Source organism: Simiduia litorea (genome assembly GCF_042853465.1).
Classification (GTDB): domain Bacteria; phylum Pseudomonadota; class Gammaproteobacteria; order Pseudomonadales; family Cellvibrionaceae; genus Simiduia; species Simiduia litorea.
This window is the reverse complement of record NZ_AP031497.1, coordinates 2,147,532-2,174,068: the sequence shown is the minus strand read 5'-3', so window position 1 is coordinate 2,174,068 and position 26,537 is coordinate 2,147,532. Positions and strand designations below refer to the sequence as shown.

At 49.0% G+C, this 26,537-nt stretch carries 27 protein-coding genes; all 27 read right to left on the bottom strand.

What is annotated here, in order from left to right:
• Nucleotides 1–67: 67 nt before the first annotated feature.
• Nucleotides 68–2,338, bottom strand: coding sequence for a chemotaxis protein CheW (locus ACGHTT_RS09690; protein ID WP_390594934.1), 2,271 nt, complete (start codon nucleotides 2,336–2,338; stop codon nucleotides 68–70).
• A 31-nt stretch (nucleotides 2,339–2,369) separates the two neighbouring features.
• The gene (locus ACGHTT_RS09685; RefSeq protein WP_390594933.1) at nucleotides 2,370–3,143 is read right to left on the bottom strand and encodes a protein phosphatase CheZ; all 774 of its coding nucleotides are present in this window, start codon (nucleotides 3,141–3,143) and stop codon (nucleotides 2,370–2,372) included.
• Between the two features lie 25 nt (nucleotides 3,144–3,168).
• Complete coding sequence (gene cheY, locus ACGHTT_RS09680) at nucleotides 3,169–3,552, bottom strand: chemotaxis response regulator CheY (RefSeq protein ID WP_290263354.1); 384 nt, start codon at nucleotides 3,550–3,552, stop codon at nucleotides 3,169–3,171.
• Between the two features lie 107 nt (nucleotides 3,553–3,659).
• Nucleotides 3,660–4,412, bottom strand: a complete 753-nt coding sequence (locus ACGHTT_RS09675) for an RNA polymerase sigma factor FliA (RefSeq protein ID WP_390594932.1) — start codon at nucleotides 4,410–4,412, stop codon at nucleotides 3,660–3,662.
• A 3-nt stretch (nucleotides 4,413–4,415) separates the two neighbouring features.
• Nucleotides 4,416–5,240, bottom strand: a complete 825-nt coding sequence (locus tag ACGHTT_RS09670) for a MinD/ParA family protein (RefSeq protein WP_390594931.1) — start codon at nucleotides 5,238–5,240, stop codon at nucleotides 4,416–4,418.
• 45 nt (nucleotides 5,241–5,285) lie between these two features.
• The gene (gene flhF / locus ACGHTT_RS09665; RefSeq protein WP_390594930.1) at nucleotides 5,286–6,722 is read right to left on the bottom strand and encodes a flagellar biosynthesis protein FlhF; all 1,437 of its coding nucleotides are present in this window, start codon (nucleotides 6,720–6,722) and stop codon (nucleotides 5,286–5,288) included.
• A 23-nt stretch (nucleotides 6,723–6,745) separates the two neighbouring features.
• Nucleotides 6,746–8,938, bottom strand: coding sequence for a flagellar biosynthesis protein FlhA (gene flhA / locus ACGHTT_RS09660; RefSeq protein WP_390594929.1), 2,193 nt, complete (start codon nucleotides 8,936–8,938; stop codon nucleotides 6,746–6,748).
• Between the two features lie 105 nt (nucleotides 8,939–9,043).
• Nucleotides 9,044–10,150, bottom strand: coding sequence for an SMP-30/gluconolactonase/LRE family protein (locus tag ACGHTT_RS09655; RefSeq protein ID WP_390594928.1), 1,107 nt, complete (start codon nucleotides 10,148–10,150; stop codon nucleotides 9,044–9,046).
• A 31-nt stretch (nucleotides 10,151–10,181) separates the two neighbouring features.
• Nucleotides 10,182–11,318 carry a flagellar biosynthesis protein FlhB gene (gene flhB / locus ACGHTT_RS09650; RefSeq protein WP_390594927.1) on the bottom strand — a complete coding sequence of 379 codons (1,137 nt, stop codon included), beginning with the start codon at nucleotides 11,316–11,318 and terminating at the stop codon, nucleotides 10,182–10,184.
• 12 nt (nucleotides 11,319–11,330) lie between these two features.
• Complete coding sequence (gene fliR, locus ACGHTT_RS09645) at nucleotides 11,331–12,107, bottom strand: flagellar biosynthetic protein FliR (protein ID WP_390594926.1); 777 nt, start codon at nucleotides 12,105–12,107, stop codon at nucleotides 11,331–11,333.
• A gap of 3 nt (nucleotides 12,108–12,110) precedes the next feature.
• Nucleotides 12,111–12,380, bottom strand: a complete 270-nt coding sequence (locus ACGHTT_RS09640) for a flagellar biosynthetic protein FliQ (RefSeq protein ID WP_390594925.1) — start codon at nucleotides 12,378–12,380, stop codon at nucleotides 12,111–12,113.
• Between the two features lie 2 nt (nucleotides 12,381–12,382).
• Entirely contained in the window at nucleotides 12,383–13,162 is a 780-nt protein-coding gene (gene fliP / locus ACGHTT_RS09635; protein WP_390594924.1) for a flagellar type III secretion system pore protein FliP, read from the bottom strand.
• On the bottom strand, nucleotides 13,159–13,629 hold the full coding sequence (locus ACGHTT_RS09630; protein ID WP_390594923.1) for a FliO/MopB family protein: 471 nt from the start codon (nucleotides 13,627–13,629) through the stop codon (nucleotides 13,159–13,161). The genes fliP and ACGHTT_RS09630 overlap by 4 nt, the downstream gene beginning before the upstream one ends.
• Nucleotides 13,630–13,635: 6 nt before the next feature.
• Nucleotides 13,636–14,076 (bottom strand): flagellar motor switch protein FliN, encoded by a 441-nt coding sequence (gene fliN, locus ACGHTT_RS09625; RefSeq protein WP_390594922.1) that lies wholly within the window; start codon nucleotides 14,074–14,076, stop codon nucleotides 13,636–13,638.
• Between the two features lie 36 nt (nucleotides 14,077–14,112).
• Nucleotides 14,113–15,108, bottom strand: a complete 996-nt coding sequence (gene fliM / locus ACGHTT_RS09620) for a flagellar motor switch protein FliM (RefSeq protein WP_390594921.1) — start codon at nucleotides 15,106–15,108, stop codon at nucleotides 14,113–14,115.
• Nucleotides 15,109–15,117: 9 nt separating this feature from the next.
• Complete coding sequence (locus ACGHTT_RS09615; RefSeq protein WP_390594920.1) at nucleotides 15,118–15,651, bottom strand: flagellar basal body-associated FliL family protein; 534 nt, start codon at nucleotides 15,649–15,651, stop codon at nucleotides 15,118–15,120.
• 241 nt (nucleotides 15,652–15,892) lie between these two features.
• The gene (locus tag ACGHTT_RS09610; RefSeq protein ID WP_390594919.1) at nucleotides 15,893–17,314 is read right to left on the bottom strand and encodes a flagellar hook-length control protein FliK; all 1,422 of its coding nucleotides are present in this window, start codon (nucleotides 17,312–17,314) and stop codon (nucleotides 15,893–15,895) included.
• 172 nt (nucleotides 17,315–17,486) lie between these two features.
• A complete protein-coding gene (locus tag ACGHTT_RS09605) occupies nucleotides 17,487–17,819 on the bottom strand; it encodes an Hpt domain-containing protein (RefSeq protein WP_390594918.1) in 333 nt (110 codons plus the stop codon).
• Nucleotides 17,820–17,863: 44 nt separating this feature from the next.
• Nucleotides 17,864–19,567, bottom strand: a complete 1,704-nt coding sequence (locus ACGHTT_RS09600; RefSeq protein WP_390594917.1) for a SpoIIE family protein phosphatase — start codon at nucleotides 19,565–19,567, stop codon at nucleotides 17,864–17,866.
• 24 nt (nucleotides 19,568–19,591) lie between these two features.
• Nucleotides 19,592–19,897 carry an STAS domain-containing protein gene (locus ACGHTT_RS09595; RefSeq protein WP_390594916.1) on the bottom strand — a complete coding sequence of 102 codons (306 nt, stop codon included), beginning with the start codon at nucleotides 19,895–19,897 and terminating at the stop codon, nucleotides 19,592–19,594.
• A gap of 141 nt (nucleotides 19,898–20,038) precedes the next feature.
• Entirely contained in the window at nucleotides 20,039–20,470 is a 432-nt protein-coding gene (locus ACGHTT_RS09590) for a flagellar export protein FliJ (RefSeq protein ID WP_390594915.1), read from the bottom strand.
• Nucleotides 20,467–21,849 (bottom strand): flagellar protein export ATPase FliI, encoded by a 1,383-nt coding sequence (gene fliI / locus ACGHTT_RS09585; RefSeq protein WP_390594914.1) that lies wholly within the window; start codon nucleotides 21,847–21,849, stop codon nucleotides 20,467–20,469. The genes ACGHTT_RS09590 and fliI overlap by 4 nt, the downstream gene beginning before the upstream one ends.
• Nucleotides 21,839–22,858: a FliH/SctL family protein gene (locus ACGHTT_RS09580; RefSeq protein ID WP_390594913.1), complete on the bottom strand. Its 1,020-nt coding sequence runs from the start codon at nucleotides 22,856–22,858 to the stop codon at nucleotides 21,839–21,841. Before ACGHTT_RS09580 ends, fliI begins: the two co-directional genes overlap by 11 nt.
• Nucleotides 22,859–22,904: 46 nt before the next feature.
• Complete coding sequence (fliG, locus tag ACGHTT_RS09575; RefSeq protein ID WP_390594912.1) at nucleotides 22,905–23,945, bottom strand: flagellar motor switch protein FliG; 1,041 nt, start codon at nucleotides 23,943–23,945, stop codon at nucleotides 22,905–22,907.
• Nucleotides 23,942–25,627 carry a flagellar basal-body MS-ring/collar protein FliF gene (fliF, locus tag ACGHTT_RS09570; RefSeq protein WP_390594911.1) on the bottom strand — a complete coding sequence of 562 codons (1,686 nt, stop codon included), beginning with the start codon at nucleotides 25,625–25,627 and terminating at the stop codon, nucleotides 23,942–23,944. The genes fliG and fliF overlap by 4 nt, the downstream gene beginning before the upstream one ends.
• A gap of 21 nt (nucleotides 25,628–25,648) precedes the next feature.
• Nucleotides 25,649–26,017: a flagellar hook-basal body complex protein FliE gene (gene fliE, locus ACGHTT_RS09565; RefSeq protein WP_390594910.1), complete on the bottom strand. Its 369-nt coding sequence runs from the start codon at nucleotides 26,015–26,017 to the stop codon at nucleotides 25,649–25,651.
• A gap of 173 nt (nucleotides 26,018–26,190) precedes the next feature.
• Nucleotides 26,191–26,382: a PA3496 family putative envelope integrity protein gene (locus tag ACGHTT_RS09560; RefSeq protein ID WP_390594909.1), complete on the bottom strand. Its 192-nt coding sequence runs from the start codon at nucleotides 26,380–26,382 to the stop codon at nucleotides 26,191–26,193.
• Between the last annotated feature and the right edge of the window lie 155 nt (nucleotides 26,383–26,537).

Below are 26,537 nucleotides of genomic sequence, written 5' to 3'. Positions count from 1 at the left end.
AAAAGTTAATGTGCTATGAAAAATCTCCACAATAGTTAACTGCATGAATATTCGCCAATAGTGCTGACTATCGTTTTTGACCTGCATAGCGTTTCAACATACTCGGCACATCTAGAATCAGCGCAATACCGCCGTCACCTGTAATGGTTGCACCCGCCATACCCGGTGTACCCTGTAGCATTTTCCCAAGCGGCTTGATAACAACTTCTTCTTGGCCGATCAACTGATCCACAACAAAGCCAACTCTTTGCGTACCAACATTAACAATAACGACATGGGCAGCTTTGGGTTGCTTCACATCGCGTCCCCCTTTTACTAACCAGCGCTTCAGGTGGAATACTGGCACAGCCTTCTCTCGAACTGTCACGCACTCCTGGCCGTCAACGATATTGATTCGAGTGAGGTCCATATGAAAAATTTCGTTGACGCTGACAAGCGGTAAGGCAAACGTTTGGTTAGCCAGCATAATCATGAGCGTTGGCATAATTGCCAATGTCAGCGGCACCTTAATAATAATTCGGGTACCTTCATTGAGCTTCGATTGTATCTCGATAGACCCATTAAGCTGGGTGATCTTTGTTTTAACGACATCCATGCCGACGCCGCGGCCAGAAACATCGGATATTTCTGTTTTTGTAGAAAATCCCGGGGCAAAAATCAGTGCGAAAGCTTCTACGTCGGATAGACGTTGCGCCGCATCCTCATCAAGAATACCTTTCTCGACAGCTTTCTCCCGTAGCTTTTCTGGGTCCATGCCACCGCCATCATCGGTGATGGATAGGAGGATATGGTCGCCCTCTTGCTCTGCGGCCAGAATAACTTTACCGGTTCGAGATTTACCCTTGCTTTCACGAACGTCGGGCAATTCAATGCCGTGGTCTACTGAGTTTCTCACCAAGTGAACAAGTGGGTCTGCCAAAGCTTCTACTAAATTTTTATCTAGATCCGTCTCTTCACCTTGAAGTTCAAGGTTAATATCCTTCTTCAATGTTCTAGCAAGGTCTCGAACAACGCGGGGAAAGCGACCGAACACTTTCTTTATGGGCTGCATGCGCGTTTTCATAACTGACGTTTGTAAGTCAGCGGTAACCACATCCAAATTACTCACCGCTTTAGTAAGGGCTTCATCGTTCGTGTTGTGGCCGAGGCGAACAAGGCGGTTTCGCACTAACACCAATTCACCCACCATATTCATGATGTCATCTAGGCGCTGAGTATCGACTCTCACGGTGGTTTCAGCGCCAGGTGCCGGTGTTGCATCTCTTGCAGGTGCAGGCGCTGCTGGCGTAGGTGCGGGCGCTTTGGTCGCTGCTGGTTTAGCAGCGGCGCTCGCAGACGGACTTGCGGCAGGTTTTGGCGTTGAAGCCGCTGGCGGTATTTTACTGGCCGCTGGTGGCGATTTTGGCGCCTCGGCTTTGGGTGCAACCACCGGTCCTTTACCTTTACCGTGCAACTCATCTAAAAGCGCTTCGAACTCATCATCAGTAATTAGATCACTGGTGCCGGTAGCCGCTGCTGGTGAGGTAATGGGTTTTACGACGGCGCTAGGGCCTTTACCCTTGCCATGGAGTTGGTCGAGTAAATCGTCAAACTCGTCTTCGGTAATTTCATTACTACTTGTTGCGCTAGAGGTACTAGCCGCGCCCTTTTTCTCATCGTTGCTGTTTGCTGGCTTAGTAGTAGGCGTTGTCGCAACTTTGGCTGGTCCCTTGCCTTGACCGTGAAGCTGGTCCAATAAGGCTTCAAATTCATCGTCAGTGATTTCATCCGATTCGGGCTTGGCGTCAACAGAATTCGCCTCGGGCGGGTTAATGGCATCTAGCAGATCGTTAAATTCTGAATCGGTTATGTCGCCTTCTTTACCGACTTCCAGCGCGGAAGTTTCCGACCCCTCCGGTTCAGGGGAAGGTTCGGCATCGGCTTCTGTGGTAGGTGCATCATTTAGATCTTCAAGATTCACCAACCGCTCAAGCTGATGTATAAGCTCAGCACTTGCAGGTGTCAGGGGTTCTCGGCTTTGAACTTCATCGAACTGCAGATTTACCGCGTCGAGTGCTTGCAGTACAACATCCATGAGCTCAGAAGTGACCGAGCGTTTGCCGGTGCGCAAAATATCAAACAAGTTTTCGGTAATATGACAGCAATCGACCATTGCGCCCAATTGCAAAAAGCCAGCACCACCTTTAACAGTGTGAAATCCCCGAAAAATGGCGTTTAATAAATCTTTATCGTCAGGTTGGCGCTCTAATTCTACGAGCTGTTCCGACAATTTTTCCAATATCTCTCCTGCTTCCACTAGGAAGTCTTGTAAGATATCGTCGTCATCGCCAAAGCCCATTCAGCGCTCCTTAACTAGCAAAGGTTTAAACTCAGAATCCGAGACTTGAAAGCAAGTCGTCGACATCGTCCTGGCCCGAAACCACGTCGACGCGCTTATCCGCGTGAATTTGTGGCCCTTCTCCAGCAGTATCTTTACCTGCCGCCATTTGGTTATCGGCGGGCATTTGAATTCCTGTAATTTCTTCTACTTGACCAGCGAGCCGCATTAAATCAACCAGACTAGTTTCTACATCTGACACTAAACCGATGACCTTTTTAAGAACCTGCCCCGTTAAATCCTGATAACCTTGCTCTAAAATAATATCTTGAAGGTTGGCATTCAGTATGCCCGCGCCGGTTTCCATTTGATCGAGAAACTGATCCATGCGCTTATAGAGCTCTCTAAAATCCTCCGCACTGAGTTCGCGGCGAATCAGGGCTTGCCATTGTAATTTCAGGGAATTTGCTTCGCGGCCAAGGTCCATGGCGATAGGGGCAGACGCCTCGACCTTGTCCATGGTTTTGTCGGCGGCATCTTGGGTTAATTTTAAGACATAATTTAGTCGATCAGTGGCATCCGTGAGGCTATCGGCCTCAGACACAGGAGCATCAACATTAAAATTTCGAATCGCCGTGTGCAAGCCACGGGTAAGCTTGCCGACTCGGTTAAACAGATGCCGATCCCGGCTTTCTATGATTTGTTCGATTAACTTCGATGCGTCTTCGTAATTGTCGCCTTCCAGTTTCTCGATCAGGAGTTTGGCGCAATCCCGCAGCTCTGTTACAAACTCTTGGTTGCCCAGATCATCAGATTCGTTATTCATGGCTGCCTTTGTCACTGCTTAAAATTTATCCAACGCGCTCAAAAATCTTATCGATTTTTTCTTTGAGTACTTGGGCAGTAAAAGGCTTGACCACATAGCCGCTCACCCCAGCTTGAGCCGCCTCAATAATCTGATCTCTTTTGGCCTCAGCTGTTACCATCAATACCGGCAGCGCCGCTAGGCGCTCATCAGCACGAACGTGTTTGAGCAACTCAATCCCAGTCATGCCAGGCATATTCCAGTCAGTGACTAAAAAATCGAAATCGCCTGATTTCAACATGGGAAGTGCCGTTGCACCATCGTCGGCCTCTTGCGTGTTGCTAAAGCCTAAATCACGTAAAAGGTTTTTGATGATGCGTCTCATTGTTGAAAAGTCATCAACGATAAGAATTTTCATGTTTTTGTCCAAAGCAACCTCCGTCGTACCTGCTGGACCCCATTCAACTTTCAGTCTAGTAGCTGGATGACTACTAGCCAGTTTTAGTCATTAAATCGTTCATTTTATTGCTGTTTGGTCTAATCGACGTCTCTATGCCAGCCGGAAAGCTTGGCTTTGAGCCGCGCGGCCGCCTGAGAGTGTATTTGAGAAACCCGCGATTCGCTCACACCCAAGATTTGACCTATTTCCTTGAGATTTAATTCCTCGTCATAGTACAAAGAAAGTACCAATTGTTCCCTTTCAGGTAGTTGGGTTATCGCCTGCGCGAGCGATTGCTTTAGTGCTTGTCGCTCAAATGCGTCTGTGGGAGGCTCCAGTCCAATGGATGTGGGCTTCTCGTCCAGTATTGAGTCATCATCACCAGCCGACTCTTCATAGCTGAAAAGCTTGCTGCTCGAGGTGTCTTGGAGGATATTTCGGTATTCATCGAGACTGACTGTTAGTTCGTCCGCTATCTCTTTTTCACTCGCCGTGCGCCCCAACCGAGCCTCTACATAGCGCACCGTCTCTGCGACACGTCGCGCATTTCGATGAACGGAACGTGGAACCCAGTCACCTTTTCGGGTTTCATCCATGATCGAACCGCGAATACGAATACCCGCATAAGTCTCAAAGCTCGCGCCTTTTGATGGGTCAAATTTCTGGGCTGCTTCTATTAAACCAATCATGCCGGCCTGAATAAGATCGTCAACTTGTACACTGGCGGGCATTTTTAACATCAGATGGTAGGCGATACGCTTTACCAATGACGCATAGTCTTCGATTCGGATAGGATCACTGGCGTCGCGACTTGCCTGATCGTACATGGCTAACCCCTCAACTGCTGCCATCGGTCAAACGCCCGCATCCGACGTTTCTAGCAAACGCTCGACGAAAAACTCTAAATTACCCGATGCAGCTTTCGGTAGCGGCCATTCTGACACTCGTTTTGCAAGAGATTTGATCGCAATTGACGCTTTCGATTGCGGTGAATATTCCACCAGCGCCTTCTGGTGCTGTACCGCCTTACGTACATTTTCGTCAAAGGGAACTGAGCCTTCAAATTGCAGGGCTACATCCAGAAACTTATCACATACTTGCTGTAAGCGCTTAACCAGTAACTGGCCTTCATTGGCTGAGCGGGTCATATTCGCCACTACGCGAAAACGCTGCATCCCCGCATCTCTGTGTAGCAGCTTGATGAGCGCGTAGGCATCGGTAACGGACGAAGGTTCATCGCAGACAACCACCAAAGCTTCATTGGCTGCACGAACAAAGCTCACCACTGTATCGCTAATACCGGCCGCTGTGTCTATTACCAATACATCCAATTGGTCTGAAATATCACTAAAAGCACGAATGAGGGCGCCATGCTGCTGCTTACTGAGAGAAGCCATTTGTTGAACCCCGGACGAGGCTGGCACGATCCTAACCCCGCCAGGGCCATTGATCAGCACCTCTCGCAAAGAGCACTCGCCGGAAAGTACGTCTGCTAAGGTCTTGTTTGCACGAATTCCCAATAGAACATCGACATTGGCGAGTCCTAAGTCAGCGTCTAACAACATGACGCGACGACCTAACTGGGCAAGCGCGATACTCATATTGACCGAGATGTTGCTCTTCCCTACGCCACCCTTACCGCCGGTTACCGCTATGACTTGAACTGGATGGTGCCCCATGACTACTCCCACAAATGAGTCCTGCTTTGATTATAGTTGTTCGGTTTAAACCTGCCGACTTGATTCGGCTGACGCCGTCAATTTATCCTCCTTTTGGCCCTGCACAACAAACTGGGCAGCTTTGGCGACCACCTGGTGGCCCTTCGCTATTTGAATATCGGCAGGAATTTCCTGCCCATCCGTGGTGTAGGCCAGTGGCAGGCGATGTTGCAATAAAAGTCCAATAGCCTCGCCAAGCGAGGGGGTTTCATCAAGTTTGGTTAAGATTACTGCCGACGGGTGCGCGGCGCCGTAGGCATGATAGCTAGCTTTTAACATTTGTAATTGACTGTTAGCCGCCATCACTAGCAGGCTGTTGACTTTGCCTGCACTGCGCAATTGCTCGAGCTGAGCTTTCAGTTTTGGGTCGCCATGACGCAAACCCGCCGTGTCTATTAACACAAGCTTTTTATGACTCAAGTTGACCAGAACCTGCTGCAGTGACTCACCCTCTGATACCACCTTGACCGGCACCGAGAGAATTTGCCCTAAGGCATTGAGTTGTTCATGGGCCGCAAGCCGGTAATTATCGGTTGTGACAATGGCAAGCCCCTCGGCGCCGTGCTTGACGACAAAGCGAACGGCAAGTTTTGCCAAGGTGGTAGTTTTGCCAACGCCTGTAGGCCCAATAAACGCAAATACCCCGCCACTTTCAATGACATCTCTACCCGCCGTAGGAATTCGTTGAGACAGTAATGCCAATGCCTCTGGCCAAGCCTTCGCCACAGGTAGCTCTGTATTTACCGACGCGATTAGGCGCTCCGCTTGAAATTCGGGTAATCCCAAGCTGTGGAATTTGGAGGCCAACTCAGAGTTGAGCGGCGACCTCTGCAAATGCGGTTCCTGCAACCTTGCCTGGAGCATGGCGCGCATTTCACTGAGTTCCTGATGCAAGCGAGACATTTCCGCTTGCTGTGAAAAGGTTTCTTCGATAGCAGGCTTACGTGGTTGGTCTTTCGGTGCTGTATCTTTGTACGCAGTGGCGCTCTTTTGAGCGAGTTGCGATGCCCATATATCGCCCCTGTCGGCAATGACGGTCTTGGTCTCTTCTGCGCCCTGTTCTTTTCGTTTTGCCGCCAACATCTTCTGCCGCGCCAGCTCAATTTCGTCCGCCAATTGAGAGCCTGTTTTACCGCCAAAAGGTCGTGCCTGGCCGGTCAACCCAGGTTTGGCTTGCTGTGAAACCGCTTCAGATACTAACTGTTGATGTTGCCATGCATTATCGCTCCCTAGCGGTAGGCCTGCGCTAGGGCTCTCATTGCTTTGCTCAGCAAACGCCTGCTGCTCCTCGGGAAAGCGCGATGCAGCCTCCACCGTGGCGTGCATTTCAATACCGTCTGGATGCCGTCGGGTCGATAAAATAATGGCGTCATCACCTAATTGCTCCCGTGCAATCTCGAGAGCGCGGCGCATATTTGCTGCGATGATCTTTTTAACGGCCATAGAATTCTCCTGGCTTTACGTGACTAAGCTCCAACACTTGCGACAATCGTTATTTGCTTAGTTTGTGGAATCTCGTTGTACGCGAGTACCGCGACCTCTGGCACAAAGGCTCGAATGAAGCGCGATAGTTGAAATCTGAGTTGGGTGGCAACCAATAAGATCACTGGACCGCCACTGGCTTCTTGTTTCTGTGCGGCTTTCTGCACCGACACCCGTAACTTCTCCGCTAACCCAGGTTCAATCACCGGTGCGCCATCGCCACCTTTTTGACTCTGCTGGTAAGTCTTCAGCAATATCTGTTCCAAAGCAGGCTCTAGGGTAATAACCGGTAGATCTGGCTCATTCCCCACCAACGACTGAACGATTTGACGGCTTAAGGCACTGCGCACCGATACCAACAAGGTGACGGGATCTTGACTCTTTTCACTGTTGGCAGCGACGGCTTCTGCAATACTTCGCATGTCTTTAATGGACACATTTTCCACCAGCAACAGCTGCAACACCTTAAGCAAGGTTTTCAAACTGACACTTTCAGGCACCAGGTGCTCTGCTAATTTCGGTGAGGTTTTTGCCAGCATATCCACCAGCTGCTGAACGTCTTCCAAACCTAAGAGTTCGTTAATATGCTGGCTTAGAATTTGGTTAAGGTGAGTCGCGACAACAGTCGAGGCATCGACAACGGTATAACCCATGGTTTGAGCGTGATCCCGCTCGGTGCGCTTTATCCACACCGCCGGCAAACCAAAGGCTGGATCTTTCGCGGCTATACCTTCGAGTTCGCCAAATACTTGACCTGGATTAATGGCCAAATCGCGGTCCGGGTGCACCTCCTCCTCGGCAATGGCAACGCCCATTAAGGTGACGCGATACTGGCCAGGCAACAGATCTAAGTTGTCGCGAATATGCACGGTGGGTACTAAAAACCCCACCTCCTGCGACATTTTTTTGCGCACGCCTCTTATCCGGCCCAGTAGCTCACCGCCCTGACCTTTATCGACCATTGGAATTAAGCGGTAACCAACTTCTAAGCCGATAACATCCACCGGCTTAACATCGTCCCAGGTTACCTCGATAGGCTCCGCTTTGTGTTCAAGTGCCGGCGCTTGTGGGTCGCGTAACTCTGCGGCACCGGCAGTGCTGGGCTTATCGGCCGGCCGACGCTTGGTTACACTAGGCCCCTCCTCTACCAGTTCACCTTGAGATTTGCGTTTATGAATGAACCAGGCCAAACCGGCACAGGCAAACCCCAAACCCAAGAATGCAACATGTGGCATGCCGGGAATGGAACCCATAATTAACAACACACCAGCGGAAACGGCCAAGGCCTTTGGAGAGTCGAACATCTGACGGAAGATTTGATTACTCATATCCTCAGACGTATTGACCCGGGTAACCAAGATGGCCGCTGAGGTGGACAGCAATAGGGACGGAATTTGTGCTACTAGGCCGTCGCCAATGGTCAATAGAATGTATTTTTGCAGCGCATCCTGGAACTCAAGTTGATGCTGGGCCATGCCTACAATCAAGCCGCCAATCACATTGATAAGGAGAATTAAAATACCGGCCACTGCATCGCCGCGAACAAATTTACTGGCACCGTCCATTGCGCCGTAAAAATCCGCTTCGCTGGCCACTTCAGAGCGACGTAGTTTTGCCTCTTCTTGATTGATGAGCCCCGCATTTAAATCGGCGTCGATAGCCATTTGCTTGCCGGGCATTGCATCCAGCGTAAAACGGGCACTGACCTCGGAAATTCGGCCAGCACCTTTAGTGACAACGACGAAGTTAATAATCATCAATATGAGGAAAACCACCAGACCGACAGCGTAGTTACCGCCGATGACTACCTCACCAAAGGCCTCAATAACCTTGCCTGCGGCATCCCCCCCTTCGTGACCATAGAGTAATACCACACGTGTTGAGGCAACATTTAGCGCCAATCGCAACAAGGTGGCTAACAACAAAATGGTGGGAAATACAGCAAAATCGAGTGGCCGAAGCGCGTAGACACCGACCAATAGAACGACAATGGACAGCGCAATGTTAAACGAGAAAAAAACATCCAGCAGAAAGGCTGGCACAGGCAAAATCATCATGCCGAGAAGCATCAGTAGCAATAATGGAATGCCTAAGTTGCCGCGTCCGACGCGAGACGCATTACTAAACGCTGCGCGACCATCAAAGCCCGCTAAACTACTGAATCCTGGTAAGGCCATAACGCTTTTTTGACACTCCCCTGTAATTAAAAGGGGTATCGCAAAAAACGTACCTAAATCACATATCGAGCACCATTTTTATAAAATAAACTGATTGTTTGAAATTTACAGTTTACCTAGCGGCAGGCGGGCGAGTTGTTTGCCATGTAACCTACTCACGTATAAATGCTCATGCCAGAGCGTTGCGCCCGTCGTGGTGTAGATAGCACCACTGGGATCTTGCAGTTGAGCGATAATCTCACCCTCTGGCGAAATGTTGATTATCATGCCGTAGTGAGTTGCCTGCGGGCGAATACCCGCAGGTAGTCGCTGAACTAACTTTCTAAGCTTTGGCGATGCGGATAACTTATCGAGCAATTCACTACGGGGTGACACAAGCCCCAGCCACAAACTCCCATTTGCAGCCACACTCAAATTGTCGGGAAAGCCCGGTAGGTTATCTAAAATCGTTCTTTGCGATTGCACAACGCCATCGCTCAACTCAAAGGCCAGCACGCGATAATTTCCGGTTTCATTGACGAATACCGTTTCCGCGCCTTCATGCGTGCCGTCGATTACCGCAACACCGTTGGCAAAATTAAAACCATGGGCCACCTCTTCTAGCGTTTGATTATGCACATCAAAACTAAATAAGCGGCCGTGCCCACCGTGCTCCATGATATCTAACAAACTCGCCGGATAAGTCCCACCATTTTCTTGCGCGCCAAACTTTGCCGATGAGTCTGTGAAGTAAATGCGACCATGAGCCGACACAGCCACATCATTCACATAGCGCAGTTTTTGCCCATCAAACTCATCCGCGATAACTTCCAAACCGGTTTCAGGATGAAAACGCAGTAAACCCCTATAGGCATCGGCAATATACAAGTTTCCTGCCTTGTCTAAAGCCAAGCCCAACGGGCGGCCTGCGGTTGAAATCAGTGGTTTCAGCGCCGCATCCGGGGTTGCCGCATGCAGTATCCAGCCTTCATGGGTACTCACATATAGGCCTGCTTCAGCCGTAGCAACGAGGGCTTCAGGGCCCGAGTAATCCTCCAAGTCCAAAAAATCAGCCTCAGCAAGCTTATTATTTGGGGTGAATTCACCGGTAAAACCAACATTTAAGGGTGCCTGCCAAGACTGTGGGCTGATTGTCACGGGCCAAAGAAAAAGATACCCCATCGACAACCCAAGACCCGATAGTAAAACAGTAAGCATGTGTTTTTTATTCATAGCAGCCTAAACGTCCATTTATCATTTGGTGCTAATCGTACCTTAGGTTGGGTGGGATTTGGATACCCGATGGCTTCTTCGGCTTGGCGCCCTTGCCCCGACGATAATTTCGAATTTGAAATACATAGGCAAGTACCTGAGCGACGGCAACGAATAGCCCAGCGGGCACCTCGCTATCAACCTCCGTGGTGTTGTAAATCGAGCGGGCTAAAGGCGGCGATTCGACCACTTCGATATGATGCGCGTTGGCAATCTCTCTGATTTTCAATGCAGTGAAGTCCACGCCTTTAGCCACTAACACCGGTGTTGCCATGGTGTCTGGGTCATACTTCAAGGCGACGGAATAATGCGTCGGGTTAGTAATAATGACATCGGCTTCGGGCACAGCAGACATCATCCGAGCATTGGCCATTTCACGCTGCAATTGCCGCACCCGACTTTTAACTTCCGGTTTCCCTTCGGTGTCTTTATATTCGTCTTTGATGTCTTGCATAGACATACGTAATTTTTTTGCGTGATCCCAAATCTGAAAAGGTACATCCACAACAGCAATTAAAAATGTACTCGCCGAAAGAATAATGGCAGCAATAATCGCAAGCCAAGCCGCATGCGCGATAGCGGGCATGATCGCCTCGCTGGCCAAACCGAGGAGTTCCGATCGCAATGCCTTCAATAAGACAATTGCCAAGGTCAAAATAACACCCACTTTAGCGATTGCCTTCAGTAGCTCGACTATCGACTTTATCGAGAACATACGCTTAAGCCCTTCGAGTAAACTCATTCGATTAAGTTTAGGCATTAACGCTTTAGTGCTCACCAACCAACCACCAAGTGCTATGGGACCAACAAACGCTGCAATAGCTAAAGCTAAAAACAAAGGCGCTAGACCCAATATTGCATCAAACATGGCGACGCCGATATGGGTTAACATTTGTGAAGTATCGAAGATCGTCGCCCGCTCTAGCAACATATTATGATTAAACACTTTAACGAGCTTTTTGACTAAAAATTCGCCGCTGGCCAGCAAAGCTAAGGTACCCGTTACTAACAACACTGTAGTTGTGAGTTCCTTAGATCGAGGGACTTGGCCGTCCTCGCGCGCCTTCTCAAGTTTTCGCGGGGTGGCCTCTTCGGTTTTCTCCTGACTACTGTCCTTATCATCTGCCATGGAAAACCATCCTTAAGACACATTCAACAGATGACGCAAAAGGCCAAAACCTTCTTGCATGAATTGGTTATAGTTACCAAGAAAGGTGGTAAATCCAAACCAAATTAAAAACATCCCCAATATGAGGGTAATGGGGAAACCCACGGTGAAGATGTTCATCTGCGGCGCGGAACGCCCCATCACACCGAAGGAAATATTAACGATCATGAGTGACGTTAAAACCGGCAGCGCTAGCAGTAGCGCGGCACCAAACATCCAAGTACCTGTCGCCACAAGATCCCACAATAGTGCAGCTGGCACCCACCCCGAGCCAATCGGCAGAGTGTAAAAGCTTTCAGCTAAGATTCGTAGCAATAACAAATGTCCATCGCCCACCACAAAAAGCAAGGTCACTAACATGAGATAATATTGCGACACTATGGTCACGGTTACACCATTGGAGGGGTCATTCATTGACGCAAATCCTAAACCCATTTTCATGGCGATGAACTGACCACCCAGCACGACCACTTGAAAAGCTACCTGCATGGAAAAGCCTGCAACAAAACCAATGAGTGTTTGTTGAACCACAAGCAGCAGGGTTGCAAGCCCAAAACCTTCAACCTTGGGTAATTCGGGCAATGAGGGCACAAGTAATAAGGTCACTAGCAGCGCCAACAATAGGCGCGCCCGTGTTGCAATAAGCCGCGAACCAAAGATGGGGGCGGCAAGCATAAATGCCGAAAGGCGCGCCAAAGGCAGGAAGTATTGCGAAGCACCTTGCACGAGTAGATCCGCAGAAAACTCCACGACTTACCCGATGAGCAGCGGAATTTGTTGAAAAGTTCGCTCAAACAAATCCATAAACTTCATCAATAGCCAGCCACCCGCGATCATGATGGTTGCTAAGGTCACAAGCAGGCGCGGTAAAAAGCTCAAGGTTTGTTCGTTAATTTGGGTTGCGGCTTGAAACATGCTGACCAACAACCCCACGGCCAATGCCGGACCAACGATAACGGAAATGACTAACACGGCTAGATAGAAAGCATTGGCAAACAGATCCATAACAATTTCTGGGGTCATCGTCAGCCTCCAAAACTTGCAGCGAGAGTGCCGATCACCATAGCCCAGCCATCAACCAATACAAACAGCATGATTTTAAAGGGCAAAGAAATAATCAAGGGTGACAACATCATCATACCCATCGCCATCAACACACTCGCCACCACCAGATCTATCACCAAGAATGGTATAAATAACATAAACCCTATCTGAAATGCTGTTTTCAATTCGCTGGTAACGAAAGCGGGAATGAGCACAGACAGCGGAACATCAGCAACGGTTGCTACATCGCCATAACGACCAATATCAAGAAACAGATCGAGATCGGTCTCTCGGGTCTGAGCTAACATAAAATCTCGAAAAGGCTGCGCAGCTAAACCAACTGCCTCCTTCGACGTGATGGCCTCATTCATATAAGGCACCAAGGCACTGTCGTGCACTTTCTCCAGCACCGGCGTCATAATAAAAAACGTCAAAAACAAGGATAATCCAATGAGTATTTGATTGGATGGCGCCTGCTGTAGACCTAAAGCTTGCCGTAAAATTGAAAACACGATAATGATTCGGGTGAAGCTCGTCATCATCATGAGAATGGCCGGCAGCAACGTCAACGACGTCATGATCGCCAGTATTTGAATGGTCACCGTGTAATCTTGGCTACCGTCTGGATTGCTAGTCATGGTAACCGCTGGAATACCCTTCATATTAGTAAAGGTATCTATCGCACTTTGATCTTCGGCCGCTAAAGCGGGGAAGGACAATAACAGCAATACGAGTGAACTTACGAGCAGGCTCAATCTCATGATGCCATCCGCGTCGCCAGTATTTGCTGTAGATGATGGGCGAAATTACCGGATTTCAGTTGATTCTTTGTTCTCTCCGATGGCTCTAGGTCTGTCTTTGACTCGACGCCCTTCGTCGTTGCTGGCGCATTTTCCTCATCGAGTGTGAGCAAGGTGTGAACGCCTGCAGATGAGACGCCAAGTAAAACATCCTTACCCCGAAGACTCACTAACACCAACTGATCTTTATTGCTCAGCGCCAACCGCTCAATGATTTTGAGCTGTCTGGTGGATGTCGTAAATCCTTGGTTGCGCTTAACTAGATAAGCGACTAAAAAAATCAACCCTATCACTAAACCAAGAGAACCTAACACCTGCACCAGTTGCACCGCCATGTCTGCTGTCGTTTGCGCTTTCATTGCGGTCGCCGGTGCAGTCACCAACAGTGAATTGGCGCTGTCTGTTATTGGCTGCAATTCTGTTTTCAATTTTACTTACCTCAGCCGTTTAATTCGCTCAGACGGGCTCACCACATCTGTCATACGGATACCAAATTTTTCGTTAACCACCACAACCTCGCCATGGGCGATGAGCGTGCCATTAACCAATACATCGAGAGGCTCACCCGCGAGTCGATCTAACTCAATAACAGAGCCCTGGTTCAACTGTAAAAGGTTTCGAATTGTGATCGACGTGCTACCCACTTCCATGGAAATGCTGACGGGAATATCTAAAATCGTGTCTAGATCTTGACCGCCATGGTTTGCTTTTGGTGCCTCACTAAACTCGTCCAAATCCATAGCTTTGGCGGCAGCTTTCGGCAACTCCTCCTCTTCTTCCTCGTCACCTTGTTCGGCCATGGCCGCGGCCCATTCGTCGGCCATGGCATCCTGATCCGGTTCTTCGCCATTATCTGGTGTGTTGTCATCAGTCATCACATACTCCCACTCGTATTCAATCCGAAGCGATAATTATTCAAAACCAATATCGCTCAAATAGCCGGGTTTAGACCGGTCGATAAATTCATCAATAGAAAATGCTAGATTTTTCCGAGACTGACCAAATTTGGCTTGAAACACAGGAACGCCATTGGCAGTGATAATATGCTTGTCCGGAAAATTAATCGGTATAACATCACCAGGCTTTAGATTGACGATATCTCGCAGGGTAATTTGCCCTCTTGCAATATCGCACTCCAATTTTACCTTCGCGCTCATTACGTCTTCACGCAAAGACTTTACCCAGCGCTCATCTTGATCATCTGAATCACTTTGTAAACCCGCATCCAGCACTTCGCGTATGGGTTCAATCATCGAGTAAGGCAAGGTAATATGAAAATCACCGCCGCCACCGTCTAACTCAACATGAAAGGTGCTTACAACCACCACTTCACTTGGGCTAACAATATTGGCCATAGACGGGTTAACTTCTGAATTGATGTAATCAAACTCTATCGGCATCACCGCCTTCCAAGCTTCGCGTAAATCTATGAAGGCTTGTTCCAAAACAATCTGTACCACGCGCAATTCTGTCGGGGTAAACTCTCTACCCTCAATCTTTGCGTGGCGACCATCACCGCCAAAGAAATTGTCTACCAGTTTGAAAACAAGTTTGGCGTCGAGTATCAGTAAGGCAGTACCACGTAGGGGACGAAATTTCACCATATTCAAACTGGTTGGTACATAAAGGGTATGTACGTATTCACCGAACTTTTGAATTTGTATGCCACCGGAGGATACATCAGCGGTCCGGCGTAACAAATTAAACATGCTAATACGCATATAGCGCGCAAAGCGTTCATTGATCATTTCCAAGGTGGGCATACGCCCGCGGACAATACGATCCTGACTGGTTAAGTCATAGGATTTAACCGAACCCGGATCTTCATCGGAATCTGTATCTATATCGCCATCATCGACGCCATGAAGTAAGGCATCAATTTCGTCTTGTGATAATAGATCTTGCACCCTTAGCTCCTACTGCATCACGAAGTTGGTAAACAGCACTTGCTCAACGCCGGGCTTACCAATTTCAATTTCAATTAAGCGCTGTATTTCAGCCAGCGCTTGTTGACGTAAAAGCTCCTTCCCTTCTGGTGTTTGCAAGTCCTCATAGACCTGACCACCTAGCAACATGACCAAGGCGTTTCTAATCATGGGCATATGCAATTCTACGGCGGCAACAACATCTTGCTCGCGCATTTTTAAGGTTACCTCTGCCTGAAGAAAACGCTGCCTACCACGCGACTGGAAATTCACGATAATGGCCGGCTTGAGAGGAAAATAGACTGCAGGAAGTTTCACCACAGGCGCAGCCGCTTCGCCGTCCTCACCCCCCTCTAGGGCAACGGCGGCTTCTTCACCACCAAACATTTTCAATGCGAATAAAGTTCCACCAACAGAGATGCCCACCAAGACCATGCCTAGCACAATCAGAATAATGAGTTTTTTCTTGCCGCCAGCAGTTTCCGCAGCAACTTCTACTTCCGGTGTTTCATTTGGTTTTGCCATGTCAAAAGTCCGTCGTTTTGACAACTAAAAATCCCATATAGAGGGTTCCAGCAAACTACGTGCCATATGCGAGTAGACTCTAACAAGCAAGGTATTTGCTCACCCTGGGATATAACCGGAGACTAGTGCTATGACACAAAATGTAATTTGTGCAGAAGAAGTGTAGTTCACCGATACAGTGAGTTACCGATAGCGCCGAGTTTTTGGCGGCACGGAGCTCACGACCTTCGGTGTTCGCTGATTAGACAAAATGATCGACTAGCTGGCTAGACAGCTTTGTGGTGATCATCTGTGTTTCGTTAATGGAGTCCACATCATCCTGCAGTTCGCCTGAGTGGGGCTGGCTATCACCCTGCTCCTCTCGCTGCTGGAAGGATTGATCTGACACATCGACATCCACTAGATCGAGTCCCTGCCCTTCAAACATTTCCCTTAATCGTAGGGCGTGTTGATCTAACGCATCGCGAACGTGGGCGCTGTGGCTAACGAAGGTGATACTCACTTGATCGTGTTGAACACTAACCTTGACCTGCAGCGGGCCCAGCTCAGGTGGATCCAACTGAATTTCTGCTGATTGCAGCTTTTGCGACACCATCCAGACAACGCGCTCGCCAGCAGACTGCGCCCAATGAGGCTGGTTGACCGGTACGGTGATGGGTTGGATGCGACTGTTTAAGCTATTGGTGCTGGTCGAAAAAGCGCTAGAGATACTGGATATTGCTTCACTGGATGCCTTGAGCGCAGTCGCTTTTTGGTCAGGCGACGGATCAACTTTTAGCATGCCGGTATCTGTTTGCATTAAGGTGGCTGCAAGTACCTTTTGGCTTGGGCTTAGCAATAGTTTATCGCTGACGCCTGTTATTACCTGCGTCTTGCCTTGGCTATCTCGGTCTAGCCCAAGTCCAACATCTAATTCTGTATCTTCAGCGCCCATGAGCACCAAGCCTGAAATCGTCTCTTTTACGTTTGGTATTTGCGTGGCAAGCGCCGCTTGCCCAGCGTGAGGGGCAGATGATAAAGACATGCGCGTAATGCCTAGTGAGTCAGCGCCGTCGAGCGTCGCGCTTAGACCGTTGCCATTAATCCCTGCCTTGTCTAGGGTAGCGCCGGAAACCAGCAAAGCCCCGCCTTTCTGACCGCCAAGAACAGTAAGCGGGCTGCCATCCATAGGAATTGAAACGGCCAAATTAAATTCATCTCCCCCTCCGTGATTGGGGGTTGTTAGGGGATGAAATTGGGGAGCCAAGAGCGCGCTGGTTGGCACCAAATCATCGGGCTGCAAACCATCTTGGATTTCCGTAGGGTTAACATCGGCTGTGGATTCGTCCTCGACCGGATTGTCGTCTCGCGAACTCTGCCCGTCGGCCTCTACTGACTTTGACGCTGATTGTGACCCTGGCTCTGAAGATGCCGGCAGATCATCGACTGGCGACGCTTCACGCTCGTTAGCGTCTGACCTTACTGGGTCAGATACCTCGGCCGGTGGATGAGCGGGTTTCAAGTCCTCGGACATCCGCGCTTGTTGAGGTTTTGACCGAGTGTGTTGTACCTGAGCATCAGCCATTGCCGATTTGAAACCATCATCTCGCGGTAGGGGTTTTGATTTAGCACCTAATGACATCAGCGCACTCAACCCTTGTATTGCTGCTTGGTTTACGCTCATAAATACAACCCCATGGTTATTAGCCGGCAATAATTTGCCTACTGCAGGCAACTATTGATGCACATCCAAACGTTAAGACCTCAACCGTGGCCTCGATGGATCTAGTGCAGGGGATATTGCAAATTTGTTGCCAACTAACTCTCTGGCTGGCGTATGGGGCAAAAACCGTATTTTAGAGGTAGGACTTAAGTAATATTTCAACTGCTAAATATTCAGCTTTAATTTGGCTTACCAAGCTATCAGCGCCCTCAAGACTTTTCTTCGCACCTAGAGACTCCGCCCGCATACATAGATCAGCTAAAGCTAACGCACCTAGATTGCTCGCACTGCCTTTAAAGCTATGGGCGGTACGCCGTAGGGCTTCAGCATCGTTAGACAAAATGTTGCTTTGCAGATCATCTAAGCGCAATTTGGAGTCTTCAAAAAAAGTATCTAACAGAATGCTGAATTCATCTTCCATCACGTCTTTCAGTGTTTCGATCGCTTCAATGTCTAACTGTTTCATACGTAACTGATTCCATCATGATTCCCAAATGACACCCGAACTCGCTAATGATCTTCATGCCAAGCAAACTCGACTTCCACTTCATTGCCAACGCCTTTATAAGTCACCTTTTGCGAAAGGTCACCAATTAAATGAATCCCTCGACCTGAATAACCCAGATTACCAGCGTTAGCGTGGATATTCTTGTAGTCAAAACCATCGCCTGTATCCTTAACCGATATCGTTAATAGACCGCCATCTGTTTGCAATTTATGACTGATGCCGAAGGTCACAGAGCCTTTGGTTTGATCGAGGCGCTGTGAGCGAAGATTATAATATTCTAGAAAGCCATCAGCGGATCTTTTCATGGCCGAATCCAATTTAAGCACCCCGTGCTCAAGGGCGTTCGAATAGAGCTCAGCCAAAATTGTATAGAGGTTGCCACCATGTTTTCTTAATCCTGGCACGGAGTGCAAAATATCCAGCAATAAAGGCAATGGGTCAAAAAACCGAAAGCTTGCCGCCTTTACTTCAAAGATTAAAGACCATTCCGTTAAACCGCGTGCCGCGCTACTACCATGCTGCTCTTGCAATTGCTCGAGGTTTGACGGCGATTGCATAACAAGCTCAACCAACGACAGATCGTCATCGCGTTCGACAGAACCGACAAAATCATGAACAGCGGTAAGAATATCTTCAAAAATACCTGCGCCATCTGATACGTGATGAAACACATTAAGTAATCGCTGCTCACCAAACATCTCGCCTTTACCGTTGCGTGCCTCATGAATCCCGTCAGACCAAAGAAATACGCGATCGCCTTCATCTAATTCGATGAAGCAGCTATTTTCTTTAAACGCTTTTCCTGCAACTACTCCCAGTGGCAAATGGTTCGACTTAACCACTTCCACTTTTTTACTCGCCTTTCGGTAGATAAAACAATCAGGTAAGCCGCCATTCCAAATTCTAATTTGGTTTCGAGCAAAATTCATTTCGACCATGGTGGCGCAACAAAAAAGACCTACGGGCAAGGTATCTTTTAGCTTTTGATTAATCTCCCGCAAAATATCTGATAGTGAAAACCCTTTGTGTGCCATTCCGTAGAAGGTTGAAGCCAGTGGCATAGCGCCGATGGCAGCCGGCAAGCCGTGACCGGTAAAATCACCTAATAAGATCATCATACTGCCCGATGGCCTCAATGCGCCAACTAAGACATCACCATTAAATACCGCCAACGGCGACATAAAATAGTTAACATTGGATGCATGTAAACAGCCACTGTGGGCAATGTTATCGAACACCTGCTTGGCCACAGCCTGCTCTTGCAACATGTGGTCGTGATGAGATTGAATTTGGTTGCGTTGCATACGCATGGTCGAATGCATATCACGCATACGGGAAAAGGCTTTAATCTTGGCTTGTAAGATAACGCGGTTATAGGGCTTCGATAGAAAATCGTCGCCACCGGCGCTGAGACACTTAACTAAGGATTCAGTGTCATTTAAAGACGTCAAAAAGATCACCGGTACCATGTCATCACCGGCCGATTCTTTAATCGCTTTTGCGGCCTCAAAACCATCCATTTCAGGCATTAAAGCATCGAGTAAAACAATGTCTGGATGTACGTCTTCGAAAGCGCGAACTGCCTCAACACCATTTTCCACGCTAACGACATTGTGCCCTTCATTCTTAACGATACGTTCGAGAATAAGTCTATCCGTCTTGGTGTCATCGGCTATTAATATGGTCAGTGCTGCACTGGTTACCATGCGCAATCCACCCGGCAAACGCGATTACGTGATTGTAAAGAGTTGCTCAAAATTTGAGATGGTAAGAATTTTTTTGACATCTTGGCTACAGTTCACAATGGTGATATCCGAGCCATCACCACCCGCGTGATCGCGTAGCAACAACAACATCCCCAGCGCTGAACTATCGAGGTAGTTGGTATCTTTCATGTCAACAATGTAGCGCACGGGCCTTGGATCAGCGTTTTCATAGGCAGAACGAAACTCCTGGTGCGCAGAAAAATCAAATCGACCCTCAATCGCAATGGTGAGTTGGCTGTCGTCTGCTATATAGGTGGCGCGAATTCCCATAGTTGTATCCTTCCAATGTCGGGCAATATCACTGAGCGAGACTACCGAAGGCAGCACTCAAGGCTAAGCATAGCTGATTATTCCATTGTCATATAATGAGCGTCAAAAAACTGTTGGTTTTTGCTATCTGTCATAAGACAATTATTTTTTAGCTGAAAAGGCAGCCATGCTCAGTTCATCGCAAAGCTTGTCCCATTGCTTATCCAAACGCTGATTTTCATCTAACGCAACCCTATCTCGATGTTCATCCAGCAGCTGACGTCGCTTATGTAAGGTTTGCCAATGACCCACATACAGCTGGTATTGATGTTCCATCTGGGCCAAGCGTTGACGCTGTTCATCGACCACCTGAGATAATTGTGTCAAAAAAGCGCTTTCCGTGATCAAACTTTGTATGGGCTGCGCACCTAGAGGGCGACTATGAAAACTACCTTGGTAGCTCTCAAGCTCAGACAACTGTTGCCGCTGATTTTCCACTCGCTCGCGCCATTGGCGCAGCAAGCTTGAGGCTTGATCTTCCTTACGGCGAGCAAGTCTGATCACAAGCTCGGCGCGTTTTAGCCGCATACTCATGGCGAGCGTGCTTCAGGTTGGGAACCGACTCTATCCATTGATGGTTTGAGCGTTGCAGGTTGTAACAATGCCTTTAAGCCCTGCTCCGCATCTCGAAAACCTACCGGCTGGTTGAGCGCCTGACGGACATAATCCTTTAAGTAAGGCAAACGCTCGATGGCCAGATCCAGCGCCTTGTCCGAACCTGGCTGATAAGCGCCAATACTAATAAGGTCTTTATTTTGCGTGTATTGGGACATCATACCCTTGAACTGCTGAGCTGCTCTTAAATGCTGCTCGCTCACCACATTGGGCATGACTCGGCTAATGGAAGCCTCCACATCAATCGCAGGGTATAACCCTTCATCAGCTAAGCGCCTCGATAAGACGATGTGACCATCGAGAATGGCCCGAGCTGAATCTGCAATGGGATCTTGTAAATCGTCACCTTCGGTCAACACGGTATAAAAGGCGGTAATAGAACCACCCCCTTCCACCCCATTACCGGCACGCTCGACCAGTTGAGGTAGTCGGGCAAATACCGAAGGCGGGTAGCCGCGGGTCGCCGGTGGTTCGCCGATGGCCAATGCTATTTCCCGTTGCGCTTGCGCATATCGGGTTAAAGAATCCATCAACAGCAGCACGTTTTTACCCTTATCGCGGAAGTGCTCTGCAATCTCTGTTGCCAAATGTGATGCTCGGAGCCGTTGCAAGGGCGCATCATCCGCAGGCGAGGCCACCACCACTGCACGCGCCAATCCTTCTTTGCCTAAAATATGATCGACGAATTCTTTCACCTCTCGCCCGCGCTCGCCAATTAAGCCAACCACGACCACATCCGCTTGGGTAAACCGCGTCATCATCCCCATCAATACACTCTTACCCACACCGCTACCGGCAAATAGCCCGATACGCTGACCTTTGCCCACCGTCAATAAACCGTTGATAGCACGAATGCCTACATCTAAGGGCTCAGAAATCGGGTGTCGATCGAGTGGATTAATACTTTGCAGGCCTAATTCAGACGTTGCGACGTCCGTTAGTGGGCCTCTTCTGTCTAAGGGCTGACCCAATGCATCGATGACGCGTCCCAGCAAACCACTTCCGACCAAAATACCGTCGACTCGTGCTCTGGGACGTACACGTGTGCCGACACGCAAACTGGAGGTCTGCGCCATCGGCATGAGAAAAACTTTTTGATCGCTAAAACCGACGACTTCAGCGGCAACAGGACCCGCCTTAGTCAAAATGTCGCACGCTTGACCAATGGAAACATCTATTCCCTCAGCCTCAAGGGTCATGCCGACGACACGGGTAAGTCGCCCTTCAACTCTCGGCAATAATGCCTCACCCTTACCTGGCACTCGCGCATTGATGCTGCTCGCGATTTCACTCCACATTTGATTCGCCGTCATTGGTCGTTAAATCGGTGGGTGTTAAGGGCTCAACACTTCCCGCTGGTTCGGTTGAATCAGTGTTATCCGGTGCAAGCGTTGAAGCGGGCCGCGATGCAAGATCATCGGTTAACCCGTCGGACGAACCCTGCGGCCCTGTTAAGTCGGCATCTGAATCCTCGGGTGGCCTTTGTACGTCGTCGAGTTCGCCATGTGTTTTTGTTAAACCGGTGTCTACTTCGGGTTCATCAGCAACATCATTGGCAAAACTACCATCGTCAAAATGTTCAAACAGCGCTTGCAATTGCGACTCAACGCTAGCGTCTAGCAGACTACTTTGGGACGTCACCACACAGCCACCCTGCAATACATCGGAATTGGATTGCCATTCACACGACGTTAAAATAGACGCTAATTCAGCTTCGCCGCGTAAATAGGCTAGGTCATCAGGATGTAATTGAATAACGGCGCGTCTAGTCGTTTGGGTTGCAGGCAATAAAGCAACACAGGCAGCGACCAAATTTTCAATATGCGGGCTCGGCGTTGACAGCTCTGTCAACACGAGTTTACGGGTTAGGCGCTTAATCACTTGCGTCAGTTGGTTTGAAATATGCTGCTGCTGTTGCTCCGTTGGGCCTGATAAGTCACCTATCATATTCTGTAGCTGTGTCTTTAACCGTTCCGCTTCTGCATGGTGCTCCGCGTAAGATTTTTCAGTGCCATCCTCACGGCCCTTTTCGAAACCCTGAGCCATGCCCGCAGCTAACCCTTCGGCGAAACCTTCTTTTCTTGCCGCATCAAAGACAGCCGCGATTTCCTCGGCTGTGGGCAGTTTTGCCGGTTCAACATCTTCAACCCGCTCTTTAGCCCGCTCAGCCTGACGCCGCTCAGCTTCACGTGCTTCTTTTTCAGCAGTCGGTACTTTATTGGCCTGTTGACCTACCTGCGGTGGCATCCAAGTAACCGCATGGGTTGCATTTTCTGCGCTGATATAGGCTTTATCGGGAGACGCCATTCACTACTCACTTATCGGTCGGCCGAATACACAAACTAGCAGGCTGTTACAGCATTTGCTCGCCGCTGCCACCCAACATAATTTCACCGGCATCAGCCATGCGCCTGGCGATAGTAAGAATTTCTTTTTGCGCACCTTCAACTTCGGTAAGACGCACAGGGCCTTTGGCCTCTAGATCATCGCGTAGTAATTCAGCCGCACGCTTAGACATATTTTTGAAGATTTTTTCCTGTAAGCTCTCATCGGCACCTTTCAATGCAACAATAAGAATCTCGGACGACACTTCACGCAAGAGCGCTTGAATACCCCTGTCATCCACATCCTTAAGGTTATCGAATACAAACATAAGGTCTTGGATTTGGGTACCGAGGTCTTCATCCACTTCTTTGATGGAGTCCATAAGGTCGGCTTCGATGGAACTCTCGAGATTATTCATAATTTCTGCGGCCACTTTCACGCCGCCCATCGCTTTAGTTTGCGAGCCAGCATTACCCGAGAATTGTTTCTCAAGTATGTCATTGAGTTCTTGCAATGCGCTCGGCTGAACCGTATCGAGTGAGGCCACCCGCATCATAATATCGAGCCGCACTTTGTCGGGAAAGTAACCCATAATTTCGGCGGCCTGATCACTATCGAGATAGGCCAGTACAATCGCTTGAATTTGTGGATGTTCATTGCGAATAATGTCGGCAACAGAGCGAGACTCCATCCATTTTAAGGTATCTAAACCCGTGGTATTACCGCCCAATAAAATACGATCGATAAGGCCGTTGGCCTTATCTTCACCCAATGCACTCACCAACATGTTTCGAATGTAGCCGTCAGCACCCATACCCAATCCGGTCAGGGTTCTAACCTCTTCAAGAAAGTTGGAGATAACAGCTTCTACTTCAAACTGTTGCACATTGTTGAGATGGGACATGGAAGTACCCACCTTCTGTACTTCCTTTGGCCCCATATGTTTTAACACTTGCGCCGCATCTGCTTCTCCCATAGACATCAGCAAAATCGCCGCTTGATCTACTTTAGACAGTTTTAGTTGTGGCTTTTCATCTGCCGTTTTCTGCGGCGCTTTCGGATCACTCATTCTTCATTTACCCAGCGTTTTATGACCTGAGCTACACGACCAGGATCTTCGGCTACCAACCCTTTGATCATATTAATTTGCTGTTCATAACTCTCTTCCGGACTAGGCAGCGCTAAACCGTCACCGCCAGTCAGCGTGACGGTTTCATCGGATAGATTTTCGAAGCCGCTTAAGCCCGCATCTTCGAGCGCCGCCATTTCTTTGGCGTTTTCCAGTTCCTTCGCCCGCTGACCCGCAACCGCCAAGGTTTTTAATACAGGTCTCAATAAACCGATGATCAACACTAAAACAATAATCAGACCGGCAGCTTGCTTAGCAAGATTCAAAAACCAAGGTTGCTGCCAAATCTCCAACTCCTCGATAACCGTTTCTTCAATGCCCATGAAACGAGAGTTAAGCACGTTAACACTATCCCCCCTTGCTGCCGAAAAGCCAACCGCATCGCGCACCAAAATGGATAGTCGCTCTAATTCATTTTCGGTCCAGAGTTGCCGCTGCTCACCATCGGCGGACAAAACCACCTTATCGTCGACAACCACCGCCACAGTTAAGCGTTTTATCTTTCCTAACTGATGCTTTGTATAACTAACAGTTCTATCTAGCTCAAAGTTTCGTGTCGCCTGCTTGCTATCGCGGCGCGATTGATTGGCGCCACCTGCTTCACCGGCACCAGCTACTTGTGGTGCGGCACCGTCGTTTGGGGGCTGATTGGTGAGTGCGCCGGGGATACCTGCAGCCGTAGAGTTGCCGATTTGAGATTCATCGACCGTCTGCTCACTTCTGACTGCTGGCAGGTCTGGGTTAAAAATTTCATCTGCCTGCTCTACTTGGGTGAAATCCACTTCGGCAGAAACTTCCGCTCTATAGCGGCCAGCGCCAATAATCGGCTCCAAAATTGAATTGATGCGAGCGACAATATCGCCTTCAATTTGGCGCGTGTAAGTGCGTTGTTTACCCGCCATCACCAGCTCGAGGTTTTCTTCGCCGGCACTGAGCAAATTGCCACGTTGATCGACAATGGTGACGTCTTCGAGTTTCAGCTCGGGGATGCTGGACGCCACTAAATTTGCCATGGCTTTAACGTGCTCAGGTTTTACCTGCCGGCCGGGGTAGAGTTCGACGAAAATCGACGCCGTCGGCTTTCTCGCATCGCGCACGAAAACGGAAGCTTTCGGTATCGCCAAATGAACGCGCGCACTACGTACGGCATTAATACTGGTAATGGTGCGTGCCAACTCGCCTTCAAGGCTCCGATGGTAGCGTGTGCCTTCCATGAATTGGCTAGTGCCCAGAGGCTGCTCTTTATCGAGTAGTTCGAAGCCTATGGATTTATCGCCGGGGATGCCCGCCTCGGCCAATTTTAAGCGCGCAGTGTGAATTTTGTCGGCGTCGACGAGAAGCGCGCCAGTACTGCCATCCACCTTAAAACCGATATCGTTTTGCTCGAGAATTTGCGTTACTTCACTGCTATCTAATCGATCTAAACTCCCATAGAGAGGACGATAGTCTTCGCCTTGCGTCCAAAGTACAACGGCAAAGCCAATGGCAACACTGGCAGCCAAGCCGACCATTAAGCCTGCTTGGCGAATCAGGTTTAAATTATTAAAGCCCTCAACTAAATCGTTGCCAGGCTTTCCACCGCTGGACAGGTCATCGTCTAAATCAGCCGCTGCCGTTGCCATATTGCTTTAGCTCCGCAAAAATTAAATAGGCATGTTCATAACGTCGCGGTAGGCATCTACCAGCTTGTTCCGCACTTGCAACATCGCCTGAAAAGACACACTCGCCTTTTGCGACGCAATCATGACATCGGTAATGTCCACACCTTGCTCGCCGATTTCATAGGCCTTGGCCAAGGCCGTAGACTCTTGTTGGGTGTTATTGACACTGTCAACGGCCTTAGTAAAAAGCTCGCCGAATCCGCTCGATGGCGGTTCCGTCGCACCAATCACGGTGCCAGGCTGAATTTGACCAGCCAATGCCTTCACATCTTTCACTTGCGGTGGCATGGCCTGCTGCTTTATGGCTCGCATTTCCACCAACAAGCGGTTGATATCCATTCTTTCCACCATGATTGTCTCCGTCGGCTTTTTGACTTTTCAGCCAAATGTGTTGCACTTTTAACAGTAAATGCACAAAGCAGGCCAAGAATTGCCGGCGGCACACTTTTGCCATACGGATTAGGAAAAGATTTTTTTGAGGACGAAAAAAAAAGCGGCTTAAGCCGCTTTTTTCAGGGATTGATTCAGATTCTAAAGTCTAAATCCAGTTCGCGCAGTTCGCGCTTTAATCGCATTTCCTCGAGACGCTCTTCTAATCGACGCCTAGGGTCAGTTGCATTTGCCGCTACGCGTGTATCTACGTCATCCACGCTATTATCCATCGCGTACACATCGTCACTGTCGTCGAAGCCAACACTTAATTCCATACCAGACATAACCTACCCCACCTAAGCAAAAAATCTGGTTATCAAAAAGCAGAAAATTCAGATAAACAATCTGCTTTAGTTATAAGCTGAAGGTAGATTCGATACCGGCTACATCCGCATCTGGGTCACCCTAGCCTGTCGCGGAAAATATAACGGGCTAGCGC

What these genes read in the sequence shown, in the direction of transcription:
- ACGHTT_RS09690 (WP_390594934.1), bottom strand. Translation starts at nt 2,338, where the DNA reads ATGGGCTTTGGCGATGACGACGATATCTTACAAGACTTCCTAGTGGAA.
- ACGHTT_RS09685 (WP_390594933.1), bottom strand. Translation starts at nt 3,143, where the DNA reads ATGAATAACGAATCTGATGATCTGGGCAACCAAGAGTTTGTAACAGAG.
- ACGHTT_RS09675 (WP_390594932.1), bottom strand. Translation starts at nt 4,412, where the DNA reads ATGGCAGCAGTTGAGGGGTTAGCCATGTACGATCAGGCAAGTCGCGAC.
- ACGHTT_RS09670 (WP_390594931.1), bottom strand. Translation starts at nt 5,240, where the DNA reads ATGGGGCACCATCCAGTTCAAGTCATAGCGGTAACCGGCGGTAAGGGT.
- flhF (WP_390594930.1), bottom strand. Translation starts at nt 6,722, where the DNA reads ATGGCCGTTAAAAAGATCATCGCAGCAAATATGCGCCGCGCTCTCGAG.
- flhA (WP_390594929.1), bottom strand. Translation starts at nt 8,938, where the DNA reads ATGGCCTTACCAGGATTCAGTAGTTTAGCGGGCTTTGATGGTCGCGCA.
- ACGHTT_RS09655 (WP_390594928.1), bottom strand. Translation starts at nt 10,150, where the DNA reads ATGAATAAAAAACACATGCTTACTGTTTTACTATCGGGTCTTGGGTTG.
- flhB (WP_390594927.1), bottom strand. Translation starts at nt 11,318, where the DNA reads ATGGCAGATGATAAGGACAGTAGTCAGGAGAAAACCGAAGAGGCCACC.
- ACGHTT_RS09640 (WP_390594925.1), bottom strand. Translation starts at nt 12,380, where the DNA reads ATGACCCCAGAAATTGTTATGGATCTGTTTGCCAATGCTTTCTATCTA.
- fliP (WP_390594924.1), bottom strand. Translation starts at nt 13,162, where the DNA reads ATGAGATTGAGCCTGCTCGTAAGTTCACTCGTATTGCTGTTATTGTCC.
- fliN (WP_390594922.1), bottom strand. Translation starts at nt 14,076, where the DNA reads ATGACTGATGACAACACACCAGATAATGGCGAAGAACCGGATCAGGAT.
- ACGHTT_RS09615 (WP_390594920.1), bottom strand. Translation starts at nt 15,651, where the DNA reads ATGGCAAAACCAAATGAAACACCGGAAGTAGAAGTTGCTGCGGAAACT.
- ACGHTT_RS09610 (WP_390594919.1), bottom strand. Translation starts at nt 17,314, where the DNA reads ATGAGCGTAAACCAAGCAGCAATACAAGGGTTGAGTGCGCTGATGTCA.
- ACGHTT_RS09605 (WP_390594918.1), bottom strand. Translation starts at nt 17,819, where the DNA reads ATGAAACAGTTAGACATTGAAGCGATCGAAACACTGAAAGACGTGATG.
- ACGHTT_RS09600 (WP_390594917.1), bottom strand. Translation starts at nt 19,567, where the DNA reads ATGGTAACCAGTGCAGCACTGACCATATTAATAGCCGATGACACCAAG.
- ACGHTT_RS09595 (WP_390594916.1), bottom strand. Translation starts at nt 19,897, where the DNA reads ATGGGAATTCGCGCCACCTATATAGCAGACGACAGCCAACTCACCATT.
- ACGHTT_RS09590 (WP_390594915.1), bottom strand. Translation starts at nt 20,470, where the DNA reads ATGAGTATGCGGCTAAAACGCGCCGAGCTTGTGATCAGACTTGCTCGC.
- fliI (WP_390594914.1), bottom strand. Translation starts at nt 21,849, where the DNA reads ATGTGGAGTGAAATCGCGAGCAGCATCAATGCGCGAGTGCCAGGTAAG.
- ACGHTT_RS09580 (WP_390594913.1), bottom strand. Translation starts at nt 22,858, where the DNA reads ATGGCGTCTCCCGATAAAGCCTATATCAGCGCAGAAAATGCAACCCAT.
- fliG (WP_390594912.1), bottom strand. Translation starts at nt 23,945, where the DNA reads ATGAGTGATCCGAAAGCGCCGCAGAAAACGGCAGATGAAAAGCCACAA.
- fliF (WP_390594911.1), bottom strand. Translation starts at nt 25,627, where the DNA reads ATGGCAACGGCAGCGGCTGATTTAGACGATGACCTGTCCAGCGGTGGA.
- fliE (WP_390594910.1), bottom strand. Translation starts at nt 26,017, where the DNA reads ATGGTGGAAAGAATGGATATCAACCGCTTGTTGGTGGAAATGCGAGCC.
- ACGHTT_RS09560 (WP_390594909.1), bottom strand. Translation starts at nt 26,382, where the DNA reads ATGTCTGGTATGGAATTAAGTGTTGGCTTCGACGACAGTGACGATGTG.